Annotated in this window: 15 protein-coding genes; 8 read left to right on the forward strand and 7 right to left on the reverse strand. The window is 44.3% G+C overall.

Annotation, left to right across the window (positions count from 1 at the left end; genetic code table 11):
• Nucleotides 1–57: 57 nt before the first annotated feature.
• Nucleotides 58–1077, reverse strand: coding sequence for a lipoate--protein ligase (gene lplA / locus AAEY80_RS10905; RefSeq protein ID WP_350588296.1), 1020 nt, complete (start codon nt 1075–1077; stop codon nt 58–60).
• Between the two features lie 249 nt (nt 1078–1326).
• Between lplA and AAEY80_RS10910 the strand changes: the two genes are divergently transcribed.
• Complete coding sequence (locus AAEY80_RS10910) at nt 1327–2133, forward strand: DUF3592 domain-containing protein (RefSeq protein ID WP_350588297.1); 807 nt, start codon at nt 1327–1329, stop codon at nt 2131–2133.
• Between the two features lie 140 nt (nt 2134–2273).
• Here AAEY80_RS10910 and AAEY80_RS10915 read toward each other — a convergent pair whose 3' ends face one another.
• Nucleotides 2274–3317 (reverse strand): hypothetical protein, encoded by a 1044-nt coding sequence (locus AAEY80_RS10915; RefSeq protein WP_350588298.1) that lies wholly within the window; start codon nt 3315–3317, stop codon nt 2274–2276.
• Nucleotides 3318–3825: 508 nt separating this feature from the next.
• On the opposite strand from AAEY80_RS10915, the gene AAEY80_RS10920 reads away from it, so the two are divergent.
• Entirely contained in the window at nt 3826–4929 is a 1104-nt protein-coding gene (locus AAEY80_RS10920) for an alkene reductase (protein WP_025651894.1), read from the forward strand.
• A 125-nt stretch (nt 4930–5054) separates the two neighbouring features.
• On the opposite strand, the gene AAEY80_RS10925 is transcribed toward AAEY80_RS10920, so the two are convergent.
• Both AAEY80_RS10925 and AAEY80_RS10930 read right to left on the reverse strand, forming a co-directional pair.
• Nucleotides 5055–6116, reverse strand: a complete 1062-nt coding sequence (locus tag AAEY80_RS10925) for a pirin family protein (RefSeq protein WP_350588299.1) — start codon at nt 6114–6116, stop codon at nt 5055–5057.
• Nucleotides 6117–6292: 176 nt separating this feature from the next.
• A complete protein-coding gene (locus AAEY80_RS10930) occupies nt 6293–7609 on the reverse strand; it encodes a BaiN/RdsA family NAD(P)/FAD-dependent oxidoreductase (RefSeq protein ID WP_350588300.1) in 1317 nt (438 codons plus the stop codon).
• Nucleotides 7610–8047: 438 nt separating this feature from the next.
• On the opposite strand from AAEY80_RS10930, the gene acs reads away from it, so the two are divergent.
• The 5 genes from acs to AAEY80_RS10955 all read left to right on the forward strand — a co-directional run bounded on the left by acs (nt 8048) and on the right by AAEY80_RS10955 (nt 14546).
• Nucleotides 8048–10009, forward strand: a complete 1962-nt coding sequence (acs, locus tag AAEY80_RS10935) for an acetate--CoA ligase (protein ID WP_101211653.1) — start codon at nt 8048–8050, stop codon at nt 10007–10009.
• Between the two features lie 232 nt (nt 10010–10241).
• A complete protein-coding gene (locus tag AAEY80_RS10940; protein ID WP_201567562.1) occupies nt 10242–11402 on the forward strand; it encodes an NAD(P)/FAD-dependent oxidoreductase in 1161 nt (386 codons plus the stop codon).
• A 293-nt stretch (nt 11403–11695) separates the two neighbouring features.
• Nucleotides 11696–12121, forward strand: a complete 426-nt coding sequence (locus AAEY80_RS10945; protein WP_201567560.1) for an MgtC/SapB family protein — start codon at nt 11696–11698, stop codon at nt 12119–12121.
• Nucleotides 12122–12786: 665 nt separating this feature from the next.
• Nucleotides 12787–13467 carry a CDP-diacylglycerol--glycerol-3-phosphate 3-phosphatidyltransferase gene (pgsA, locus tag AAEY80_RS10950; protein ID WP_025651901.1) on the forward strand — a complete coding sequence of 227 codons (681 nt, stop codon included), beginning with the start codon at nt 12787–12789 and terminating at the stop codon, nt 13465–13467.
• A gap of 284 nt (nt 13468–13751) precedes the next feature.
• Nucleotides 13752–14546 carry a hypothetical protein gene (locus tag AAEY80_RS10955; protein WP_227675075.1) on the forward strand — a complete coding sequence of 265 codons (795 nt, stop codon included), beginning with the start codon at nt 13752–13754 and terminating at the stop codon, nt 14544–14546.
• Nucleotides 14547–14645: 99 nt separating this feature from the next.
• On the opposite strand, the gene AAEY80_RS10960 is transcribed toward AAEY80_RS10955, so the two are convergent.
• Together AAEY80_RS10960 and AAEY80_RS10965 are read right to left on the reverse strand one after the other, a co-directional pair.
• Entirely contained in the window at nt 14646–15140 is a 495-nt protein-coding gene (locus AAEY80_RS10960; protein WP_101211649.1) for a pyridoxamine 5'-phosphate oxidase family protein, read from the reverse strand.
• Nucleotides 15141–15526: 386 nt separating this feature from the next.
• Nucleotides 15527–16021, reverse strand: a complete 495-nt coding sequence (locus AAEY80_RS10965) for a pyridoxamine 5'-phosphate oxidase family protein (protein ID WP_350588301.1) — start codon at nt 16019–16021, stop codon at nt 15527–15529.
• 377 nt (nt 16022–16398) lie between these two features.
• Between AAEY80_RS10965 and purL the strand changes: the two genes are divergently transcribed.
• The gene (gene purL / locus AAEY80_RS10970; RefSeq protein ID WP_350588302.1) at nt 16399–20442 is read left to right on the forward strand and encodes a phosphoribosylformylglycinamidine synthase; all 4044 of its coding nucleotides are present in this window, start codon (nt 16399–16401) and stop codon (nt 20440–20442) included.
• Between the two features lie 362 nt (nt 20443–20804).
• Here the strand turns inward: purL and AAEY80_RS10975 are convergent, their stop codons facing one another.
• Nucleotides 20805–21206 carry a hypothetical protein gene (locus tag AAEY80_RS10975; protein ID WP_350588303.1) on the reverse strand — a complete coding sequence of 134 codons (402 nt, stop codon included), beginning with the start codon at nt 21204–21206 and terminating at the stop codon, nt 20805–20807.
• Nucleotides 21207–21280 lie beyond the last annotated feature (74 nt).

Genomic DNA, 21280 nt, shown 5'->3' on the forward strand with positions numbered 1-21280 from the left:
AGCAACAAATTGAGAGTCTTTATTTGTTAATCTAAGGTATTAATAACAAGCAAAAATCTAACCTTCTATCTCATTAGTTAGCCACTTAGAAACATCCTCAATCTGCGCAGCTAACTCAGTATGCGCTCTACCTAATTCACCAAGCTTTGTTTTGATATCGACTTTATTGTATTTAGCGTCAGTCAGCGTGTTTTTTAATAGATCAATCAATTCCACGTTTAGCGCGTCAGAGAAGATAACCACCTCGCGTATCACTGCTTGCTTGACATCAAGGTGCAAGTCAATAATGCCCCAATCAAAGCGCGTCTCAATGTGATGGGTAAATTCAGGCGTTTTACCAAAACGCCAATCCCAATCTGCCATTTGCTGATAGTATTTGTTCAGGTTAGGTTGCTTGGCGAGACTGGCTTCATCCAATTCTTCTACTGGCGCAGTGTCGCCATAATCAGTGTCACGATAGTATTCGCAAAACGCCTCGATAATCGCCTCGGATAAAGTCTCGTGATTGATGTCTTCATTAAACTCAACCAAGTTAGCGACGCGCGCACGCACGGACTTGATGCCTTTGGCTTTGAGCTTAAGGGGATGCGGATTGAGATAATCGCCCAGCTTTTGCATATTGGCATTGACCAGTAATGTGCCATGATGAAAGCTGCGATCGGCGGCGTGTTTGAAGGCGCTGCCTGATATTTTTCGATCGCCCACTTGCATGTCGTTACGACCAGATAAATCCGCGTCTATGCCCAGTTTCTTTAACGCATTGATAATGATGGTAAAGTTCGCTTCTTGGTCGTAGTCGGCTTTGGGCGATAAAAAGGTAAAGTTGGTATTGCCCAAATCATGAAATACCGCGCCGCCGCCACTTTGACGCCGCGCCAGAAACACATCGTCGGCTTCCATCTTATCGATTTTGCATTCTACCCATGGGTTTTGCGAGCGCCCAATGACCACGGTCTCGCTATTGCGCCATAAAAATAGCGTGTGTGAGTCGGGATTGAGGGTATTAAATATCCAATCCTCGGTGGCAAGGTTAAACCAAGGGTTGGTGACGGCAGACTTTAAGATGCGCAGTTTCATTTATCTGTCCTTTTTTAAGGTATGAGTTTAAGAGTTTTAAAATTAACAACTATTTTATACGGGTTAAAATAAAAAAAAGTTGGCAAAAAAATCTATAACTTTTACTGACTTTATGGAGTGACTAGGTATAATGCTACCTAACATAAGTTTGAGCGATTTTATATTGGATTAATGCCTACTAAAATGGTTTTTTATAACGTAGTAGAATCGCCCATAAAACACTCATTATTAAAATAGTGACACTCAAAAATGAATAGTACACCAAGGAAAGTCAAGTTCTCTACTATCATGAGCCTTCTAAAAAAGAAGCCAATTGCACTGTTTTTTGGATTACTATTTTCTTTTTTTGCCTTGCTGATGTTCGTTATTTTTACCCTGATATTCTCTTTTACGGGTAATGACAGTCCAAAAATAGACTATGAGTTAATCGACTCTCAAGGTATAGAAACGAGCGCTGAAGTCACTGATATTCAGGTCGAAAGCAACGTAACCATAAACGATGTTCATCCGACAATCATCTCATACCAGTACCTCAAAAATAATGAGGCAGTTAGGTCTAAATACAAAGTTCTGGAAGGTGAAAGAATCGAAGCGCTCCAAGTTGGCGATAATCTCGCTATTAAAGAACTAAATGGTCAATCAATCATACAGAATTTAAAGCCTTACCGCTTTCCAGTGGCGTTACTTTTTCTGATACCTATACCGTTCCTGCTATTTGGCCTGCCATTTTTAATTTATTTATTTATTAGCACCAGAAAAGAGCTAAAGCTCTACAAGTACGGGCAAGTTGCTACGGCACGTATCGTTTCTATGATGCCAAAATACGCCATTCCTATTATCAATTTAGGACAAGGCGTCATCGTGCATTATGAATATGAAACGAGAAGTGGCAATAAAGTGATAGGGGAATCGTTAACCACAGATTTCTCAATTATAAGTGATAAAAGAACAGGGGACGATATTCCGATCTTTGTAGCGGCGAACAATGAATATCAATCATGCGTCATTCCCAAGCTAGAATCGCTTCGCAATAACTGGGGTATTCATTTTGAATAAGAGTGTTCTTCATAAACCTCTCCTTTATTATGCAAAATATTCCTGAAGAATAGCCGCCATATTACGCTCAGCAAGTCCCGTGATAAAAACATACGGATTGACGGATTGACGCCAGCGCTACTAGGGATTAATGTGCCATCTCACTCAACCTTATAATCGACACAAATCACGCCAGTTAAACAGTCTCTATTATCATCCATTTTCCATGGCGAAGGTTTTTGCAATACTTCTGTTAATTGATAGCGGGGAATTTCCCAATCGTCTATCTTATTGCCATTATCATCCTTGTTTGGCACGGGATACTTTTTCTTACGCTTACTATCGGACAACGCCATAAAATCAAGAAAAGTGTGCGCGTCTTGAGCCAAGATACTACTCGGACGCTTGGCTAACTGCTGTATGGCTTGCTTGTACTTGGGATTAATAAACTCATGTATAGAGTCATCTGTCCATTGGGTATTGTTGGATCCGTAAAACAGTATATAACGGTACGTCGCAAATAAATTTTTGGCATCTTCAATAAAGTAGCTGTCTGGGTATGTTTTAACATAGTTCTCCCAAAACACAGCGCGGGCCATCACCTCGTCAAAAGACACCGCCACCGCACCATCATTCCAAAAAATATCCTGATTGTCTTTTGCCATACGCTGAATAAACATGGCTTGATCTGCAGGTAGATAAGGAGCAAATAGGTCTGCTATCGCCTTTAGATTATGATGAAATTTGAAGATGCCTTCGCCTAAATACAGCACGCTAACGTCAGCGTTACTCTGCACCAATTCACTAAGATATCGTTTACGTGGGCTCAGTGCTTTTAGTTGTTCAACGGATAATTGTTTGCCTTGATTTATAGTCTCTGCTACATCGTGAAAGCTTGCATAGTCCATAGAATCATTAGAACCCAAAAAACGTCCGTACAGTGCTTGATATTCTGTTAGCCATTGCAGGATTTCGACGTTCGCAGTCATTGGCAAGCAAGCATTTAATTGTCGTTGGATACCACGAATATCTTCAATTTTACTTTTGTCATCAATGTCCTTCATAGAAGCACTGAGCTTAGTGCACACCAGCTTATTTGTTAACTGTTTTTCAGACAATGCGACCAATGCATTAGTGAGTGCTCTTGGCGTTTTTGCTTCTATTAATGGCTGCGTGCTTGGCTGTTTTGCCGTTTGCGTGGACATTGATGACTTATTTAATGTATCTGAGTTATCTGAGTTGTCTGAGTTTTTTTCATATCAGATGGAGGTTGGCAAGCGCTCATAGCAAATAATAGGCTTACTCCCATCATGAGTGACAATGTGGTCTTTTGCATATGCGGTATCCTTTGAGTACGTCCTAAAAATGGTAGCCATCATAACCATTGTCGACTAAATAGTGTCAGTATACAGCGGCTATGTCAGCTGATGACATAATCAGCCAATATTATTAAAGTCATTTGCTTAATATCATCATAAGAGGACTTGAATAATGAGTATTATCAATACCGATATCATGCCATATCGGTGTTTTTGTTTGTAAAGTTGCCTTGGAATAGCCGAATGTGCCCCCTATAAAGAACACGGATTATCAATACACTGCTTAGTCATTAAGTGAGTAATCTGAATTAGGTTAGCGCTAAGAACTGAGCACTATTGCTCCATTATAAATCAAACTACTATTCTATTTTTATAACGAAAAACGAGGCATACCATGGCACACGATATTTTATTTGAGCCTGTAAAAATGGGCACACAAACGCTAAAAAACCGCATTATGATGGCCCCACTGACACGTCTGCGTGCCGTTGAGCCAGGCGATGTCCCTATCACATGGGCAGCAGAGTACTACTCGCAGCGTGCAGGGGCGGGCCTTGTCATCACTGAAGCGACGCAAGTATCGTTTCAAGCAAAAGGCTATGCAGGCGCACCAGGGCTACATACTCAAGATCAAGTCACTGCATGGAAAGCCATCGTTGACAATGTCCACGCTAAAGGTGGCAAGATCGTCGTCCAGCTATGGCACACAGGACTTGTCTCACATGAAAGCGTACAACCTGAACGCCGTGCACCAATTTCAGCCTCAGATGTCGATGTAGGTATCCGTACCTCATTGCGTGATAGTGACAACCAAGCCATTCGCGCGGATGCCACGCCGCCGCGCCCAGCCAGTCTTGATGAGATTCAGCAAGTGGTTACTGACTTTGCACATGCAACCAAGTGCGCGCAGGAAGCGGGGTTTGATGGTATTGAGATTCATGGCGCGCATGGTTATTTGCTGCATCAGTTTTGGGCCGAGCATACCAATCAGCGTGACGATGAGTACGGTGGCAGCCGCGAAAACCGCGCGCGTCTAACCTTGGACGTGATTGATGCTTGCGTAGAGGCATGGGATGCTGATCACGTGGGTATTCGTATTTCACCACTTGGCACGTTCAACAATGTTGAGGGAGGCTACGAAGAAGACGATAACATTTGGCTGATTGAGCAAATCAACAAGCGTGGTCTAATGTATTTGCATCTGTCAGAGCCAGACTGGGCAGGGGGTACGCCTTATAACGATGAGTTCCGCCAAAACGTACGTAATGCTTTTGGTCAACTGATTATTGCCGCTGGTGGCTATGATGCGGACAAAGCTGAGAAGAACATCAAAGCAGGCTATATCGATGCGGTAGCATTCGGTCGTGATTATATTGCCAACCCTGATCTCGCTGAACGTATTCAAGAGGGCGCACCGCTCAACGAGCAGCATCCAGAGAGCTTCTATGGTGGCAGCACGGTTGGCTACACTGATTATCCGTTCCTGAACCAAGCGTAAAGTCGCATCGATCAGCCTTAATGCTGAAAAGATGAGTAATAGCGTTATAGACAATAAAAAGCCACCTTACTATCATTAGTAGGGTGGCTTTTTTATGCTTATTTTTTGAGTATTTAGTGTTTTAACTATTTACCAAAATTACCGGTTTGATAATCGCGAAACGTTTGTTTTAATTCTGCTTGAGTATTCATGACAAAGGGGCCATAACCGGCGATAGGTTCGCCGATAGGTTCCCCGCTCAGCAGCAATAATTTAACGGGTGCTACTGCTTTTTCCGCATCAGCCGTTGCTGGATAAGCCAATTCAATAGTGTCCGTAGTATCCGTATTGACTGCCGCATCGGTCGTGATTATAGAGGTATTTTCATTTTGTAAGTCTGTGCGGGTTTTGCTAGGCGCTACAAACTGAATCAGTTGACCAGCTACGACGTGCGTACCATTGACCAACAGCTCGCCTTCTTGCACCAATAACAAAACATTATGAAGGTTCGGTATCTGTAGCGTCGTCGATCCTGCTGCCTGTAACTCGATATCCCATAAGTTAATAGGGCTAAAGGTGCTGGCAGCGCCGGTTGTCCCTTGCCAATCACCTGCGATAATAGCCGCTTTGCCAATCACGCTTTGGTTGATAGAATCTCTTTGATTGGTAGCATCTTTTTGACTGGTCACTTCTTTTTGGACGCCAGCATTGCTATCAGCCAGCAACTCGACAACCGGCATATCTGCACGCCTGATGGTTTGATACTTCGGGTTAGTCAGTTTGTGAGCACTGGGGAGGTTCACCCACATTTGCACCATACTAAAGACGCCACCGCGCTGACCAAAATCCTGCGAATGAAACTCTTCATGCAAGATGCCGCGCCCTGCGGTCATCCATTGCACATCACCTTCGAAGATAACACCATTGCCACCCGTTGAGTCCACATGACTGATTTCACCAGAGTAAGCAATGGTGACAGTCTCAAAGCCTTTGTGCGGATGCTGTCCGATACCATGAGGCTGTACGTGATAATCGGGGTTGGGCGCAAATTTCGTCGGCTCGCCATAATCAAACAATAAAAAAGGGTCGGTATGGCTATAATTAAAATTGGGATCATTCTCAAGATGGTTGATCAAGGTTTTTACATAAAAACCATCACCTACCCAATGCGGCGCTTTATCTCCATGAATATGTTTAATTGCACGCATTGTTCACCTCGCAAGCCCAAGCTTATTTTTAAAGTTGTTTAAATGGCTAATATATTTTTTATTATGAACATATAGTTTATTATGAATATATAGTGATTGTTCTTTTATTTTCAAAGTTATCAAGCTTCTTATGCTAAAAAAGGTCACTTAACGACAGTATTAAGTATCCTGTTTTATCAAACCATTTCACCGCACACAAAGCCACTGGCCCACGCCCATTGGAAGTTGTAGCCACCGAGCCAACCTGTGACATCCAATACTTCACCGATGAAATATAGCCCGTCCTGAAAGTTGCTTTGCATGGTTTTTGACGAGACTTCATCTGTATTGACGCCGCCACGGGTGACTTCAGCCGTCCGATAGCCTTCAGTGCCGGATGGTTTTAACTGCCAGCCGTTGAGCGTCACCCCCAGTTCGGTCAGACGTTCGTCTTTAATATTGGCAAGCTCGGTATCTTTTATATCGTCCCACAGGTGCGTCTGTAGGGCCGCCAGTAGCTTTTTGGGTAAGGCACTATCGGTATAGTCGGCCAAAACGGTACGGATGAGCTGCCTTGGATGCGACTTTTTATGAGCGAGGAAAAGCGCCGTCACATCGATATCTGGCAGCAAATTAATACGGATGCTTTCGCCAGTCTGCCAATAATTTGACAACTGCAACATGGCAGGGCCAGAGAGCCCGCGATGGGTAAACAGTATTGGCAACTTAAAGGAGATACGCTCATTACTGGCAATCACCGGCAGACTGATACCCGCCAAAGCACGGATAAGATCGCCGGTTTTATCCGTAAAAGTAAAGGGTACGAGGCTGGCATCAGTGGAGATGAGCTGATGGCCAAACTGCTGCGCCAATTCATAGCCCAAGCCGCTAGCACCCATGGTTGGGATAGACAGTCCGCCTGTCGCCACTACTAACGATTCGCAGCGGTAGCCTGTTTGCGGCAGCTTAGCTTGATTGCCTGATTCTTTTCTCTCTTGCTTGTCTTTTTTGCTGAGTTGCTTGGTTGTCAGTAATTCAAATCGGGCATTTTTATCATTTTTAACCGCTTGAACGCTTTCAACCTGCGCATTTAGCTTTACTTGCACGCCTACCGCGCTACATTCGTCAAGTAGCATGGTCAAAATATCTTGTGCAGAGTCATCACAGAACAGCTGCCCGTGCTCGCGCTCGTGATAGCGAATTTTGTGCGCTTCCACCATACCGATGAACTCCCAGCTGGGATAACGACTCAGTGCTGACTTACAAAAATGCTGATTGGCACCGATAAAGTGCTCAGGCTCGACGAAGTAATTGGTAAAGTTACAGCGTCCACCACCTGACATCAGGATTTTTTTACCCGCTTTATTGGCATGATCTAGGACCAATACGCGGCGACCACGGCGACCGGCCGTGAGCGCGCAATACAACCCTGACGCACCAGCGCCAATGATGATGACATCATAATAGGTATGAGAGTGTCCTGTACGCTGATTGTCCATTGCGATTGGTTCCATAAAGCGATAAGTTTAAAAAGGTAAAAATAATATGCCCAGCTTACTTTTATAGCTTAGGGTTTTGCCTATATTAGCCAAACATAATCTTTAGAGTGGCTATTGTCCATATTTAACCAGAGGTTACAAGGATTAAATCTCAAGGTCGTTAAAAGTCGCGATAAACAGGTTGTTAGAAACAGCAAGAAAAATTGATATCAGCCGTGCGTGATCTATCGATATGACTTTTTACTGACTATAGATTTTATAGCGAGTCACTAATGATAAGTTGTGCAGCGGAATTGTTATGATTGAGCGTTGATGCCTTGCAACCGTTGCGCTAATTTGTCAAACTATCATTGAGTGTCACACATTATGGAAGATGACCCTTATTGCCTCTATAGCTACTCGTTATTGACGATCCGTTATACAGGTCATAATAATTAGAAGAGGACGATGACTATGACTCAAAAATCATTTCCCGTTGCAGCTGAGTTTGCCGCTGCTGCCAATACGACAGCTGAGCAATACGCTGCAGACTATAAAAGGTCTATCGAGTCGCATGAAGCGAACGACGCTTTTTGGGCTGAGCGCGCTGAGCTGATTGATTGGATCAAAAAACCCACCAAGATCAGCGACGTTAATTATGATTTAGATGATTTTCGTATCAAGTGGTTTGAAGATGGCGAGCTGAATATCTCAGTCAATTGCCTCGATCGACATCTAAAAAACAACCCTTACAAACCCGCTATTATTTGGGAAGGTGATCATCCCTCCCTACACAAAATTATCTCCTTCAAAGAATTGCATGCGGCGGTATGTCGCCTAGGCAACGCGATGCGTAAGCTTGGCGTCAAAAAAGGCGATCGTGTGACCTTGTATATGCCCATGATACCAGAGGCGATGATCGCTATGCTGGCATGTGCACGTATCGGTGCTATCCATTCTGTAGTATTTGGCGGCTTCTCTGCTGAGAGCTTGGGCAATCGCTTGATTGATAGCCAGTCCAAAATTGTCATTACAGCTGATGAGGGGCTGCGCGGTAATAAGCATACGCCGCTCAAAGCCAATGTCGATCGTGCCTTGGATATGGATGGCACAGACAGTGTAGAAAGAGTCGTTGTTGTGCATCGTACGGGTAACTCTGTACCGATGAGTGGTCGCCGTGATATTTGGTATCATAATTTGGTCGACGGTGAGTCAGAGCAGTGCGAACCTGAGGTGATGAATGCCGAGGATCCGTTGTTTTTATTATACACTTCTGGCTCGACAGGTAAGCCCAAAGGCGTGCTGCATACCACTGGGGGCTATATTACTTATGTGCTATCGACCTTTCGAGACGTCTTCGATGTCAAAGAAGACGATGTCTTTTGGTGTACAGCCGATGTCGGTTGGGTGACTGGTCATACTTATGCGACCTATGCACCGCTTGCCAATGGCACGACGACTCTGATGTTCGAAGGAGTGCCAGAGTATCCAACTTGGGCGCGTATTGGTCATATTATCGACAAGCATGATGTGACTATTTTATACACCGCACCGACGGCTATTAGAGCAATGATGAAAGAGGGGGATACCTTCGTTCGGGAGTCGGATCGCTCAAGCTTGCGCTTGCTTGGGTCAGTTGGGGAGCCGATCAACCCCGAAGCGTGGGATTGGTATTATCACGTTGTTGGTGATGGCAAATGTCCGATTGTCGATACGTGGTGGCAGACCGAGACGGGCGGTATTCTCATGGCACCAATACCGGGCACGGTCAATATGAAGCCGGGCGCTGCGATGAATCCGTTGTATGGCATCAGACCAGAAATCGTCGATAGTGACGGCGTGGCACTCGAAGGCTCTGCTGAAGGCAACTTGGCTATTAATAGTAGCTGGCCGGGACAGATGCGTACCATCTATAATGATCATAAGCGCTTTTTGCAGACTTACTTTACAGAGTATCCGGGTTATTATTTTACCGGTGATGGCGCGCAGCGTGACGAAGATGGACACTATTGGATTACCGGCCGTGTCGATGACGTGCTCAATGTCTCTGGACATCGATTGGGTACGGCAGAAATCGAAAGCGCCGTAGTGGCTCATCCTGCGACTGCGGAGGCCGCTATTGTCGGTATGCCGCATGATATCCGCGGTATGGGGATATGTGCCTTTGTCATTCTCAAGTCGGGTGAAGCTTCAAGCGAGTCGCTAAAGGCGGAGCTAAACCGTCATGTGCGTGCAGAGATTGGGCCGATTGCCAACTTGGATGCTATCTATATCGTCGATGCGCTGCCAAAGACCCGCTCGGGCAAAATTATGCGCCGCATCTTACGCAATCTTGCCGCTGGGCAATATGTTGGACTGGGGGATTTGTCTACCCTTGCAGACAGCTCAGTCATCAATCAACTGGTCGAGGTGGTCAAAGCCGAACGTGCGGCATAGTGGTCATGAGCACTTGATAAATAAAATAACATCTACTTTATAAATGTTCACATAAGCCATGCTATTAAAGGTAGCATGGCTTTTTTACGCAGAGGTTATTGATATTAGGGCCTATTAAAGGTTCAATATTATCTAAAAACCAGCCAATCAAAAGTAATATGCTATGCTTATAGATGCTACTTTCTGACGACTTATATTGAATCAACGATATTGTAAAAGGCCTACTGTCATTATGACTGATCATTCTGCACCCTCTGCGCATACCTCAGTACCAAAAATCGCCATTATAGGTGGCGGTTTGACGGGATTGTTTACGGCCACTTTGCTTGAGCGGGAATTGGCTAAGCGTCAAGAGTCAAAGGTACAAATAACTATCTTTGAAAAATCCCGTAGCGTGGGGCGTCTGGCGACTCGCTACCGTACCGATGAAAAGACGGGCAACAACTGGCAATGGGGCTTTGGCGCGCAGTGCTTTACAGTCAAAACAGACCGTTTTAAACAATTTATCCGTCCTTGGCTTGATAGTCGCCTATTGCAGCCGTGGCTTGCGCAAGTGGTTCATTTGACTCTTGCTAATGAAGATGAACAGACACCTCAAATCGAGCCAAAAGAGCAGTGGGATACAAAGCATGCACGTTATATCAGCACCCCAAAAATGACCAGCTGGGGGCGTGCATTGGCCGATGAGTTGCAGCATACCCGCATAGCATTTAAAACCCGTGTCGCGCCATTACATAAAGCGCATTTCGTAGAAGAAAATAGTGCTGATAGCAAAACGGAGCTGTTCGATGAAGAGGGCAACAGTCTTGGCGGCTTTGATTGGGTGATTTGTACCGCGCCAAATGCTCAGGTGCTAGAGTTGATGGCAGATAGCGGCTTTGCGAGACAAGCTGATATTACTAAGCCAAAAATGCAGGCGTGTTATACATTGATGCTAGGCTGGGATGAGGTGCCACAGTTACCTGCGATCTTTACGAGTCAGGCATCAGTAAGATGGGATGTAGCTTACGTCAATAATTCGCCATTAGATAGAATATTCATTGAGCATCAAAAGCCTGCTCATAGTGCACTACTGCCAAGCGTGACTATCCATGCGCGTAATGACTGGTCAGAAACCCATGTCGATGAGGATATAGAGACCATAAAAGCGCAATTACTAACAGCGGCCAAACAAGCGCTGAATTGGAGTGCTCAAACCGCACCTACCCAGATCGATTGTCATCGTTGGCGTTATGCAGCAACGATTGTCGATGATAACAAAAGTCTGGGTATTTTGGTCGATCAGCGGCATCAATGGATCGTGAGTGGCGATTGGTGTGGACACGGCAATATCGAAAGTTGCTACAAAATAGCAGCAGAGACGGTTAGGGCAATCACTGAAGGGATGCAATAAGGGATGTAATGATGCGTGGGGTTTGGTTAATCTTACCCTTATTTTTAGCCTGTTAAGATAACCATCATTAGAATTGAGGACACGCCCAGCCCTATAGAAGTTTCTTAAGGCATCAAGTTCTCTGATATTACTTATTTAGAGTTCTTTTACTCGCTTTCTTTTTGTTTATATTCAAAGTATCTTGAACTGACCATCAAGAGGTTTTGTCCAGCTTGGCAACTCTCTGATACGTTGATTAAGCCGTATGAACAGCCACGTCACAAAGCTAAAAAGGCAAGGGAGGGCAGTAAACAATGTTTAAGTTTGATTTGAACTTGGGCTTAATGGCGTACCACTTTTTCCAATTGGGTATCGCTTTCATTCTATCACTGCCTATCGCCCTAAACCGTGAAATGAAGGACAACGGCGCTGGGCTTAGAACCTTTCCCTTGGTGACTATTGCCTCCTGTGCCTTTATGCTCGTAGGCATGGATATCTATGACGCCACTGGGGAGGCGAGAATCATGTATGCCATCATTACTGGTATGGGCTTTATCGGTGGTGGTGCCATTTTTAAAAACGAAGAAGGCTCGAAAGGCACAGCGACAGCGGCAAGTTTGTGGAACACGGGCGCTATTGGTATCTCGGTTGCTTACGGTCGTTATGAAATCGCCATCATATTATCGATTGTGGGTTTTTTAATCTTACAATTCTCAGAGCCGTTTAAAGTCAAAAAGTAAATGGTGACAGCCTATTAGTAACGACAACGAGCGCCGAGAAATCAACCACTACTTCCTAAATTATTTAACAATATCAAGGATTTATAGGCAAAAAAGAGCCCACAGAGGAGGTGCTGTGGGCTGAGGAAAACTGATCGTGTAGATGGACTACAGGGCAGTGATAGTAACTTGTTATTATTGGTTTTCTTGTTATTGGTTTTCTTGTTATTGGTTTTCTTGTTATTGGTTTTCTTTGCTATTGTTCAACTGAGATTAGGGTAATCATTGATAATTCAATGCGTATATATATCCGCTTACAATTCTAAGTGTACAACTGTTTTATTAGCCTCGCTATCATAGCGTAAATAATTCTTATTTGACTCTTTTGGTTACATGACATTACGTTTTTAGGTGATCTCATACATTGTCATGTTTTGAAAAACTTTTATTCAATGAATAGTCTCACTTACTCAATGACAAGTATTTATGGCGTACCAAGGTTAGGTGCAGTACATGGCGCTATAAGCATCTCAGCTTTTGTTAGTCAACAATTGGTGTTCTAAAACAAAGGTAATTGACGTTTTTGAGTATGAAAAAAAACAATACATAAAGAGATGGCATGACGACCTGCTGGAAAAATGCTAAGCTATCCGCCATTATTATGTCTCTACTAAACTGGGTTTGCCATGACTGACCATACGCAAGTGCATACGCAGGAACCGTCAAGTGCACAAAATACCAAAAGTATTTTTAACTTGCCCAATAATCTGACGATTGCGCGTATCTTAATGATTCCGCTATTTGTGGCGATTGCCTACTGGCCACCAGCCATGGGTATCGGGATGCCAGCCATATCGGATAACGTCATCGCCCGGGTTGGTATGAGTGAGTTCAGCGACAGCTTATTACGTCACTTGCTATTGACTGGCGTATTTATCTTAGCAGCGATTACTGATTGGCTAGATGGTTACTTTGCACGTAAGCTGAATGTGGTCTCCGCGTTTGGCCGCTTTTTGGATCCCGTCGCTGATAAACTCATGGTCGCAGCCGCCCTGATTATATTGGTACAGTGGCATCCCAATATCATTATGGCGATTGCTGCGATTGTGATTATCTCACGTGAGATTGCGGTGTCGGCATTACGCGAATGGATGGCGGAGCTGGGTAAAAGTACCAGTGTGGCAGTGTCTTATGTGGGTAAGCTAAAAACCACTTTTCAGATGATTGCTATCACGGTATTGCTACTCAACTGGGAATCGCTCGAAATGATCGGCTATGTATTGATGGTCGCGGCAGTGATTTTAACCTTGTGGTCGATGTTTATTTATCTAAAAGCGGCGTGGCCTTATTTAAAGCAAAGCGGTTAGCTTTTTTTGATTTAACAGTCATTTGAGTCTGCACAAAAAACGCCAGTCGCATCGAGCCACTGGCGTTTTTTATTGTTTAAGTTTTAATATAGTGAGCGAAAAGTCATATCGATATATCAGCAATACCGTGGCGTTTTTAGGATATTTTGACCCTATGTGTAATATCGCCAATTTATTTTAAACTTTGCTTGAATGTATTGTTAAGCTATACTCAAAATAGTAAACAAAATACAAGAGAACTGGATAAAGGTACGATGAAACGTCATCAGAATAAGGAAATAGACATGGCAATATACAAAAAACAGTCGGTCGCTGCCCTTTTATTGCTTGGGTTATTAAGCGGTTGTTCTTCATCGCCAAGCATGCAACAAGAAACAGCCGATGCAGCACAAAGTACACAAGCAGAAGCCTCGCAAGACATGGCTGCAAATCGACAGGCAGAAGCATCGGTACAAGACGCTACGGAGTCAGAGCGCTTGGGCACTCAGTGGGGTGATGATGTGGACTCGGCTGTGACCACTGTTGACCTACGTCGTACCAGTGACGAACCTATCGAGCAGATGCAAGTTGCTTATGCTGACAAAAATTATCAAGGTCGTGCCCTAAATAGTCGATCGTTAGTAGCGGGTAAAGTTGATTTTTCAGTGGCGACGGATATGGGTACTTTGCCTTTATATCGTGACGCTGGTAACTATTATCTGCAAGGAAAAGCAGGCGAAGCCTACCGTCTGGTGTATCGCAATAATAGTGCCAATACTTATGAAATCGTCGCTAGTGTCGATGGCTTAAATGTCCTCGATGGTAGCACTGCCAGCCGTTATGACAGCGGTTATGTGTTAGAGCCTAACGACGATTTAGTCATTGAAGGCTTCCGTAAGAGTCAAAGCGCTGTCGCTTCTTTTATTTTCAGCAAGCCATATAACGCCTATGCCGCCAATACGGATAGTGGTTCTATAGAAAATACTGGGGTGATTGGCACGGTCATTTATGAGCTTTATGATCCTAAGCAATCGAGACCAAAATCAAAACAGCCACAAGCTTTCCCAGCAGACGATGGCTACGCGAAACCACCGCAATAGTGACGAATACAAGTAATAAAAACGCCAGTCGCATCAAGCCACTGGCGTTTTTATTACTTGTATCTCCAATTATTTTGCTTCTACTTAATCATGAAAATACTACAGCTCGATCGAAAAATTCTCACCTAAGCTTTTTTCGATCGCGGTATCAGTAACTGCCGCCGCCGTCATTTTGACCGCGCTGGTGATCGCATTGCCATTTGCCCAGTATTCCGCTCCATGTGGCGTGACTTTTATGAGCTGAACTCTTGGGTCTTCTTTGCCTTGTTCAAAATAAGCGTTATACATAACCGACCATAGCTCATCGAGTTTTTCTTTATCTTCGACCAATTCAGCGGTACCAGAAATAGACAAATACTTATCATCGCCTTTCGTGGTATATGATAAATTTACTTCTGCATTTTGCTTAATGTTATCGACAGTTTCAGACGGCTTATGGCCGATAAACCAAATCTCTTTGGCACCAATACTGGTTTCAGTGGTATTCATCGGGCAAGAATGCAGATGGTTCTCGCCATTGCGTGTGGTCATCATGGTGTATTTAATGTCTTTTACCATCGCTTGAATGGTGTCCATTTGCGCTTGTTTATTCATAATAGTTATCCTTTACTATTTAAGATTTTAGGGTTCGAAAGTTATTAAAAAGTAACTAAAAAAGCGATGCCGATATAAATCGAAACGTTATAAAAATTACTTGTCTTTAACGACATTTCTTATAAATCTATAACCAGTTATCAATATAGCTAAATCAGCTAATAGAACTATACAGGTGGTCTGTAATGGGCTGTGAAGGTTTGTAAGTTTATAACGATAGACTTTTTAAGCACACATGATAATCAAAATTGACCCATAAAAAACGCCAGCAGGCAAAACCCTACTGACGATCAAAGTGCTCATGTTTTTTTATATTAATAAAAGTCGTGCTAAGTAAGTTTCACGCTAAATAAAAATATCACAAGGCTATAAAATATTATAAAAGGTTATAGAGAGACGGAAAATTGCTCACCGATACCTTCAGCGGTTTTGCCATCTTGTAAAGCAGCCGCAGCCATTTTGAACATATTGACAGTAGTGCTACCGCTTAACCAGCACTCAGCACCATGAGGAACGACCTTGATCAGTTGTACCTCTGGATCTTCTTTACCATGCTCAAAGAATGCATTGTAGACTGGTGACCATAGCTCATCCAATTTGGCTTTGTCGGTCGATAATTCAGCGTTACCACTGATAGAAACGTAATTTTTATCATCTTGGGTGGCATAAGATAGACCGACTTTTGGATTATCTTGAATGTCTTTTACCACGTCTGATGACTTATCACCGATGAACCAAATCTCTTTGCTACCAAGACTGGTCTCGCTGGTGGTCATTGGCCAAGCGTGCAAGTCGCCTTTGCTATTGATGGTGCTCATCATGGCAAATTTTACGTCTTTAATGACCGCTTGGATTTTGTCGATACTCTCTTGCTTACTCATGGTACATCCTTATATTTTTAAAATTATGATGGTTTTAAATTGAGGGTCTGCTTTTTATTTTGAATGACCAGTTATTCCGAATGATCGGCTGTTTCGAATCACCCGTTATTTTGAATACCAATCGCTATTAATTATTATCATTATTAGCTCGTTGTAGAATACCGATAGCACGCCACGCATTTATATAGGTTGCCCGTAATGCGATGTGAGTGTTTGTAAAATATACAATGATTGAGTAAAAAGCTGTCTGAGCCGTTAGCGCATTTTGTTGGCAATTTATCCTGCTTTTACCTGCTTATTACAGGGCTTCTTGTTATAATACGCAGACCATTTACTTTGCATGGCAGAGATGCCTTGATCTTACGGATTATGCCTTTATGATGACCATCGCCGGACAACCGTTTCTTACCGATTTTCAGACGCAGCAACTCATCAGTCAGTTCCAGCAAAAAACCGAGCTAAATGTCAGCCACATCCATACTCAGCAAGTTTATGTGCTATCACGGACGCTTGAAGGTGATGAGCAGAAAAAAGCGCTGGACCTGTTTGGCATTAAGCAAGATATCCAACTTGCCGCGCCGCAAGATAACCAATTACAAGTTATCGTTGCACCGCGTTTTGGCACCATATCGCCGTGGGCCAGTAAAGCGACCGATATCTTTAATAACTGTGATATTGAGATTAACCGTGTCGAGCGCGTCATCGTTTATACCCTAACGATTGATGCAAAAACAGACGGTGAGGTAGGTGCAACCAATAACACGTTACCTAAAGCCGCTGAGCAATTATTGTTTGACCGTATGACGCAGAGCTTGGTTTATGATTTAAATGAGGTGAATAAGCTGTTTGATGATGAGCAGCCAGCATCGCTTAATCATATCGATGTGATTGGACAAGGTCGTACGGCACTAGAAGCAGCCAATACAGAATTTGGCTTTGCGCTATCGAGCGAAGATATTGATTACTTGATGAATGCGTACGTCAATGAGCTAAAGCGCAATCCAACCGACGTTGAGCTGATGATGTTTGCACAGGCGAACTCAGAGCATTGCCGTCATAAAATCTTTAACGCTGAATGGACAGTCGATGGTGCAGTACAGCCGAAATCACTGTTCCAAATGATTAAGAATACTTATCAGTCGAATCCACAAGGTATTTTGTCAGCTTATAAAGATAACGCGGCGGTGATGGCTGGGGCAGAAGGGATGCGTTTTTACCCGATTCCTACCGATCCTCAAGATCCTAATTCAGCGCATCCGTATGGCTTCCATCAAGAAGCTATCGATATTTTAATGAAGGTCGAAACCCATAACCATCCAACAGCGATTGCCCCTTATTCTGGTGCGGCAACAGGTGCGGGCGGTGAGATTCGTGACGAAGGCGCAACGGGTCGTGGCGGTAAACCAAAAGCGGGTCTGACAGGTTTTCACGTGTCACACTTACACATTCCAGAGCTTGCAGAAAAATGGGAGCAGTCAGGTCAGGTCAGCACCAAGGATTATGGCACGCCGGATCGTATGGCAACCAGCCTTGAGATTATGACCGAAGCGCCATTAGGCTCAGCCAATTTCTCTAACGAGTTTGGGCGTCCAAACTTATGCGGTTATTTCCGTAGTTTCCAATTGGACACTTCAGCGGCAAAAGACGGCAGCGAGATGCGCGGCTATCATAAGCCCATCATGCTGGCAGGGGGTTACGGCAATATCAAACGCAACCTGATTGAGAAAAATCCCATTCGCCAGGGTGATTTATTGATCGTCCTTGGTGGCCCTGCGATGCAAATCGGTCTTGGCGGCGGTGCGGCTTCTTCTGTCGATAGTGGTTCACTTGATGAAGGCTTAGACTTTGCCTCCGTGCAGCGTGATAACGCTGAGATGGAGCGTCGTTGCCAAGAAGTACTTGACCGCTGCTGGGCACTAACGGGCGATGATGTCGATGTAAGTAATAACAGTAAAGACGGCAACCCAATTGTCTCACTACATGATGTAGGGGCAGGTGGTCTGTCTAATGCGATGCCAGAATTGGTTAATGACCATGAAATGGGCGCGCATCTGAACTTGCGTAAGATTCCATCGTTAGAAGCTGGCATGTCGCCAATGGCCATTTGGTCAAACGAAGCACAAGAGCGTTATGTCCTCGCGATTCGCCCAGAGAGCAAAGATCAGTTTGACGCTATCTGTCAGCGTGAGCGTTGCCCGTATGCGATTTTGGGTACAGCGACCGAAATCCGTCAGCTTAATGTCGCCGATGAATTGCTAGACGATCAGCCTGTCGATATGCCGATGCAAGTATTGCTCGGTGGTACGCCGCAGATGCAGCGTAGTTTTAATCGTCAAGAGAATGAGTTACCTCCGCTAGAGCTCAATGATTTTAATTTAGCTGTATCAATCAAAGACGTGCTACGTCATCCAACCGTTGCTAGTAAATCATTTCTCATTAGCATTGGTGATCGTTCTATTACTGGTATGGTCGTACGCGATCAATATGTCGGCCGTTATCAAGTGCCTGTATCAGATTGTGCAGTGACGGCTTCTGGCTTAGTGGCATTAGATGGTCAGCCAATGACTGGCGAAGCAATGAGTGTCGGCGAGCGTACGCCTGTTGCACTTATCAGTCCAAAAGCCTCGGCACAACTCGCAGTCGGTGAAGCGATTACTAACATCGCTGGTGCGCGCATTGCACAGCTATCTGACATCACCATGTCAGCGAACTGGATGGCAGCCTGTGGTGAAGACGTTGAAGATGCGGCATTATTCGACGCTGTATATACCGTCGGTGAAGAGCTGTGCCCAGCATTGGGTATCGCCATTCCAGTCGGTAAAGATTCGCTATCGATGCGTGCTAACTGGACGGATGAAGACGACAATAATTCTAAGCAGGGCAGCACGGATAAATCAGTCGTTTCGCCAATGAGCTTGGTCATTACCGCTTTTGCGCCTGTTATTGACGTGGCAAAAACCTTAACCCCTGAATTGATTAATGGTGATAGCGCCTTCTACCGTATTGATTTATCCAAAGGTAAATTACGCCTTGGTGGCTCAATCCTTGCGCAAACGCTTAGCCAATTGGGTAACGATTGCCCAGATTTAGCACAGCCAAGCGACTTAGTTGACTTCTTTAACTTTGTTCAAGCGGGCAATGCGCAAGGCGTCATCAGTGCCTATCACGATATTGGTGACGGCGGTCTATTAGCGACTATCGCTGAAATGCAATTCACCAGCCGTCAAGGTATCAAGCTGTCATTGACGGATGATAACTTACTCGGTCAGCTGTTCAGTGAAGAGCTGGGTGCGGTCATCCAAGTCTTGCCTGAAAACGTCGCCGCATTAATGCAATTGGCAGAAGAATTTAACGTTAGCGATATGCTCAGCCTAGTTGGTCAAAGCTCGGAAGAAGACAGCTTAATTATCCAAACGCCTTTGCACATGGGTAATGAAACTCTAAGCTTTAGCCGTAGCGAATTACAACAAGAATGGAGTCAGGTCAGCTATCAAATCGCGCGTCGTCGTGACAATCCAGCTTGCGTACAGCAAGAATATGACTTGATTAGCGATGCTAGCCACCAAGGTCTTATCGCAGCGCCAAACTTTGACCTCAATCAAAAAGTCGAAGCACCCTACTTAAACAGCCGTGCTGATTCTGATAACAGCAAACCAAGAGTTGCTATCCTACGTGAGCAAGGCGTCAACGGTCAGACAGAAATGGCAGCAGGCTTTACTCAAGCAGGCTTTGAAGCGGTAGACGTACATATGAGCGACCTGCTAGAAGGTCGTATTAATCTACGTGACTTCGACGGTCTGGTCGCTTGTGGTGGCTTTAGTTATGGTGATGTCCTCGGCGCAGGCTCTGGTTGGGCAAATTCTATCTTGTTCCATGACGAGTTGCGCATGCAGTTTGTGCGATTCTTTGCCCGTCCGGATACCTTCTCACTCGGTGTCTGTAACGGCTGTCAGATGATGGCGCAATTGAAAGATCTCATCCCAGGTGCGGAAAACTTCCCACGCTTTATCGCCAATAAGTCCGCGCGATTTGAGGCGCGTACGGTCAACGTCAAAGTCGAGCGCACCAAGTCTATCCTGTTTAAAGGTATGCAAGACAGCATCTTGCCGATTGCGGTGGCGCACGGTGAAGGCTATGCCACGCTAAATACCACCGAGATTGACGGTATGGCAAAACACGGTCAGCTCGCCATGCGTTATGTCGATAGCCAAGGTCATCCAACTGAGACGTATCCGCTCAATCCAAACGGTTCGCTCGGCGGTGTCACGGGGCTGTGTAGCACTGACGGTCGCGTCACGCTTATGATGCCGCATCCTGAGCGTAACTTAAAATCCTATAACCATAGCTGGAAACCAGAAGCGTGGGATGAGGACGGTGCGTGGATGCGTATGTTCCGTAACGCTCGTGCTTGGTTGCGTTAATATTTGCCAAGACAGTTTGAGTTGTTTTAGATAATAAAAAAGGTGGGCTCAAAGCTCACCTTTTTTGTGTTTGGGATTTGGATATTTCTAAGAGTAGGGGAGCTATTTCCCGCCTTCCACTTGTATCTGCCAGTCTGGGCGAGGCGGTGACACGAGTTGAGATGTTGCTGTTACCTCGACACCACCTCAAACTCTAGCCACCGCAACTCGCCCAAACCAGCAGGATACCGCTACAGTCGGGGCTAAAAAGAGCCTCCGAATAACCGTTTTTTGATAAATTAGTTTTTTTAGTACGCTGCGCAAACCTTACGTACTGTCCTGTTATAGAAGGTTTTATTATGTTACCACTAAACTAATACGGGTTACTTTTCCGAATCTTTTGCTATTTCTATAGCATGAAATTTTTTATCTAAGTCTTTTGAAATACTGAGCATTTCGTATTGGATAAAATCACTCAAATGATCAAGAGGAGTGTATTTATTTAGGACTAAACTACTTTTTTTAAATTCAGGCAGATTTGATATGATTGAGAGGTATTCTTTGAGCCGCTCTGGGTTTGTTGTAGTACGTTGTAACTGCTTCACGAAAGCAAAGCAAAAAGCTTCGATATTCTTTTCATTATCATCATCGTTTAATTCTAGATAAATTTTTTCAGCAAGTTCTTTTTGAGACCAACCAAGTCGTTCGCAAACTCTCTTAATCTCTGAGATTAATTGCTTGCTCTCTTCCAATTTTTCTATCCTATTTTCGATTGTTGTCCTCATTTGTCTTTTTCCATTAGTTAATATGGTTTTGTCCTCAAGGACATCTACTTAATTTAAAGGAATAATAACTATGT

Origin of the sequence: Psychrobacter sp. 78a-MNA-CIBAN-0178 (genome assembly GCF_040309625.1) — a bacterium.
GTDB lineage: Bacteria > Pseudomonadota > Gammaproteobacteria > Pseudomonadales > Moraxellaceae > Psychrobacter > Psychrobacter okhotskensis.

Bases quoted from the DNA above. Each gene is read 5' to 3' on its own strand.
- lplA (WP_350588296.1), bottom strand. From the start codon at position 1,077: ATGAAACTGCGCATCTTAAAGTCTGCCGTCACCAACCCTTGGTTTAAC.
- AAEY80_RS10910 (WP_350588297.1), top strand. From the start codon at position 1,327: ATGAATAGTACACCAAGGAAAGTCAAGTTCTCTACTATCATGAGCCTT.
- AAEY80_RS10915 (WP_350588298.1), bottom strand. From the start codon at position 3,317: ATGTCCACGCAAACGGCAAAACAGCCAAGCACGCAGCCATTAATAGAA.
- AAEY80_RS10920 (WP_025651894.1), top strand. From the start codon at position 3,826: ATGGCACACGATATTTTATTTGAGCCTGTAAAAATGGGCACACAAACG.
- AAEY80_RS10925 (WP_350588299.1), bottom strand. From the start codon at position 6,116: ATGCGTGCAATTAAACATATTCATGGAGATAAAGCGCCGCATTGGGTA.
- AAEY80_RS10930 (WP_350588300.1), bottom strand. From the start codon at position 7,609: ATGGAACCAATCGCAATGGACAATCAGCGTACAGGACACTCTCATACC.
- acs (WP_101211653.1), top strand. From the start codon at position 8,048: ATGACTCAAAAATCATTTCCCGTTGCAGCTGAGTTTGCCGCTGCTGCC.
- AAEY80_RS10940 (WP_201567562.1), top strand. From the start codon at position 10,242: ATGACTGATCATTCTGCACCCTCTGCGCATACCTCAGTACCAAAAATC.
- AAEY80_RS10945 (WP_201567560.1), top strand. From the start codon at position 11,696: ATGTTTAAGTTTGATTTGAACTTGGGCTTAATGGCGTACCACTTTTTC.
- pgsA (WP_025651901.1), top strand. From the start codon at position 12,787: ATGACTGACCATACGCAAGTGCATACGCAGGAACCGTCAAGTGCACAA.
- AAEY80_RS10955 (WP_227675075.1), top strand. From the start codon at position 13,752: ATGGCAATATACAAAAAACAGTCGGTCGCTGCCCTTTTATTGCTTGGG.
- AAEY80_RS10960 (WP_101211649.1), bottom strand. From the start codon at position 15,140: ATGAATAAACAAGCGCAAATGGACACCATTCAAGCGATGGTAAAAGAC.
- AAEY80_RS10965 (WP_350588301.1), bottom strand. From the start codon at position 16,021: ATGAGTAAGCAAGAGAGTATCGACAAAATCCAAGCGGTCATTAAAGAC.
- purL (WP_350588302.1), top strand. From the start codon at position 16,399: ATGATGACCATCGCCGGACAACCGTTTCTTACCGATTTTCAGACGCAG.
- AAEY80_RS10975 (WP_350588303.1), bottom strand. From the start codon at position 21,206: ATGAGGACAACAATCGAAAATAGGATAGAAAAATTGGAAGAGAGCAAG.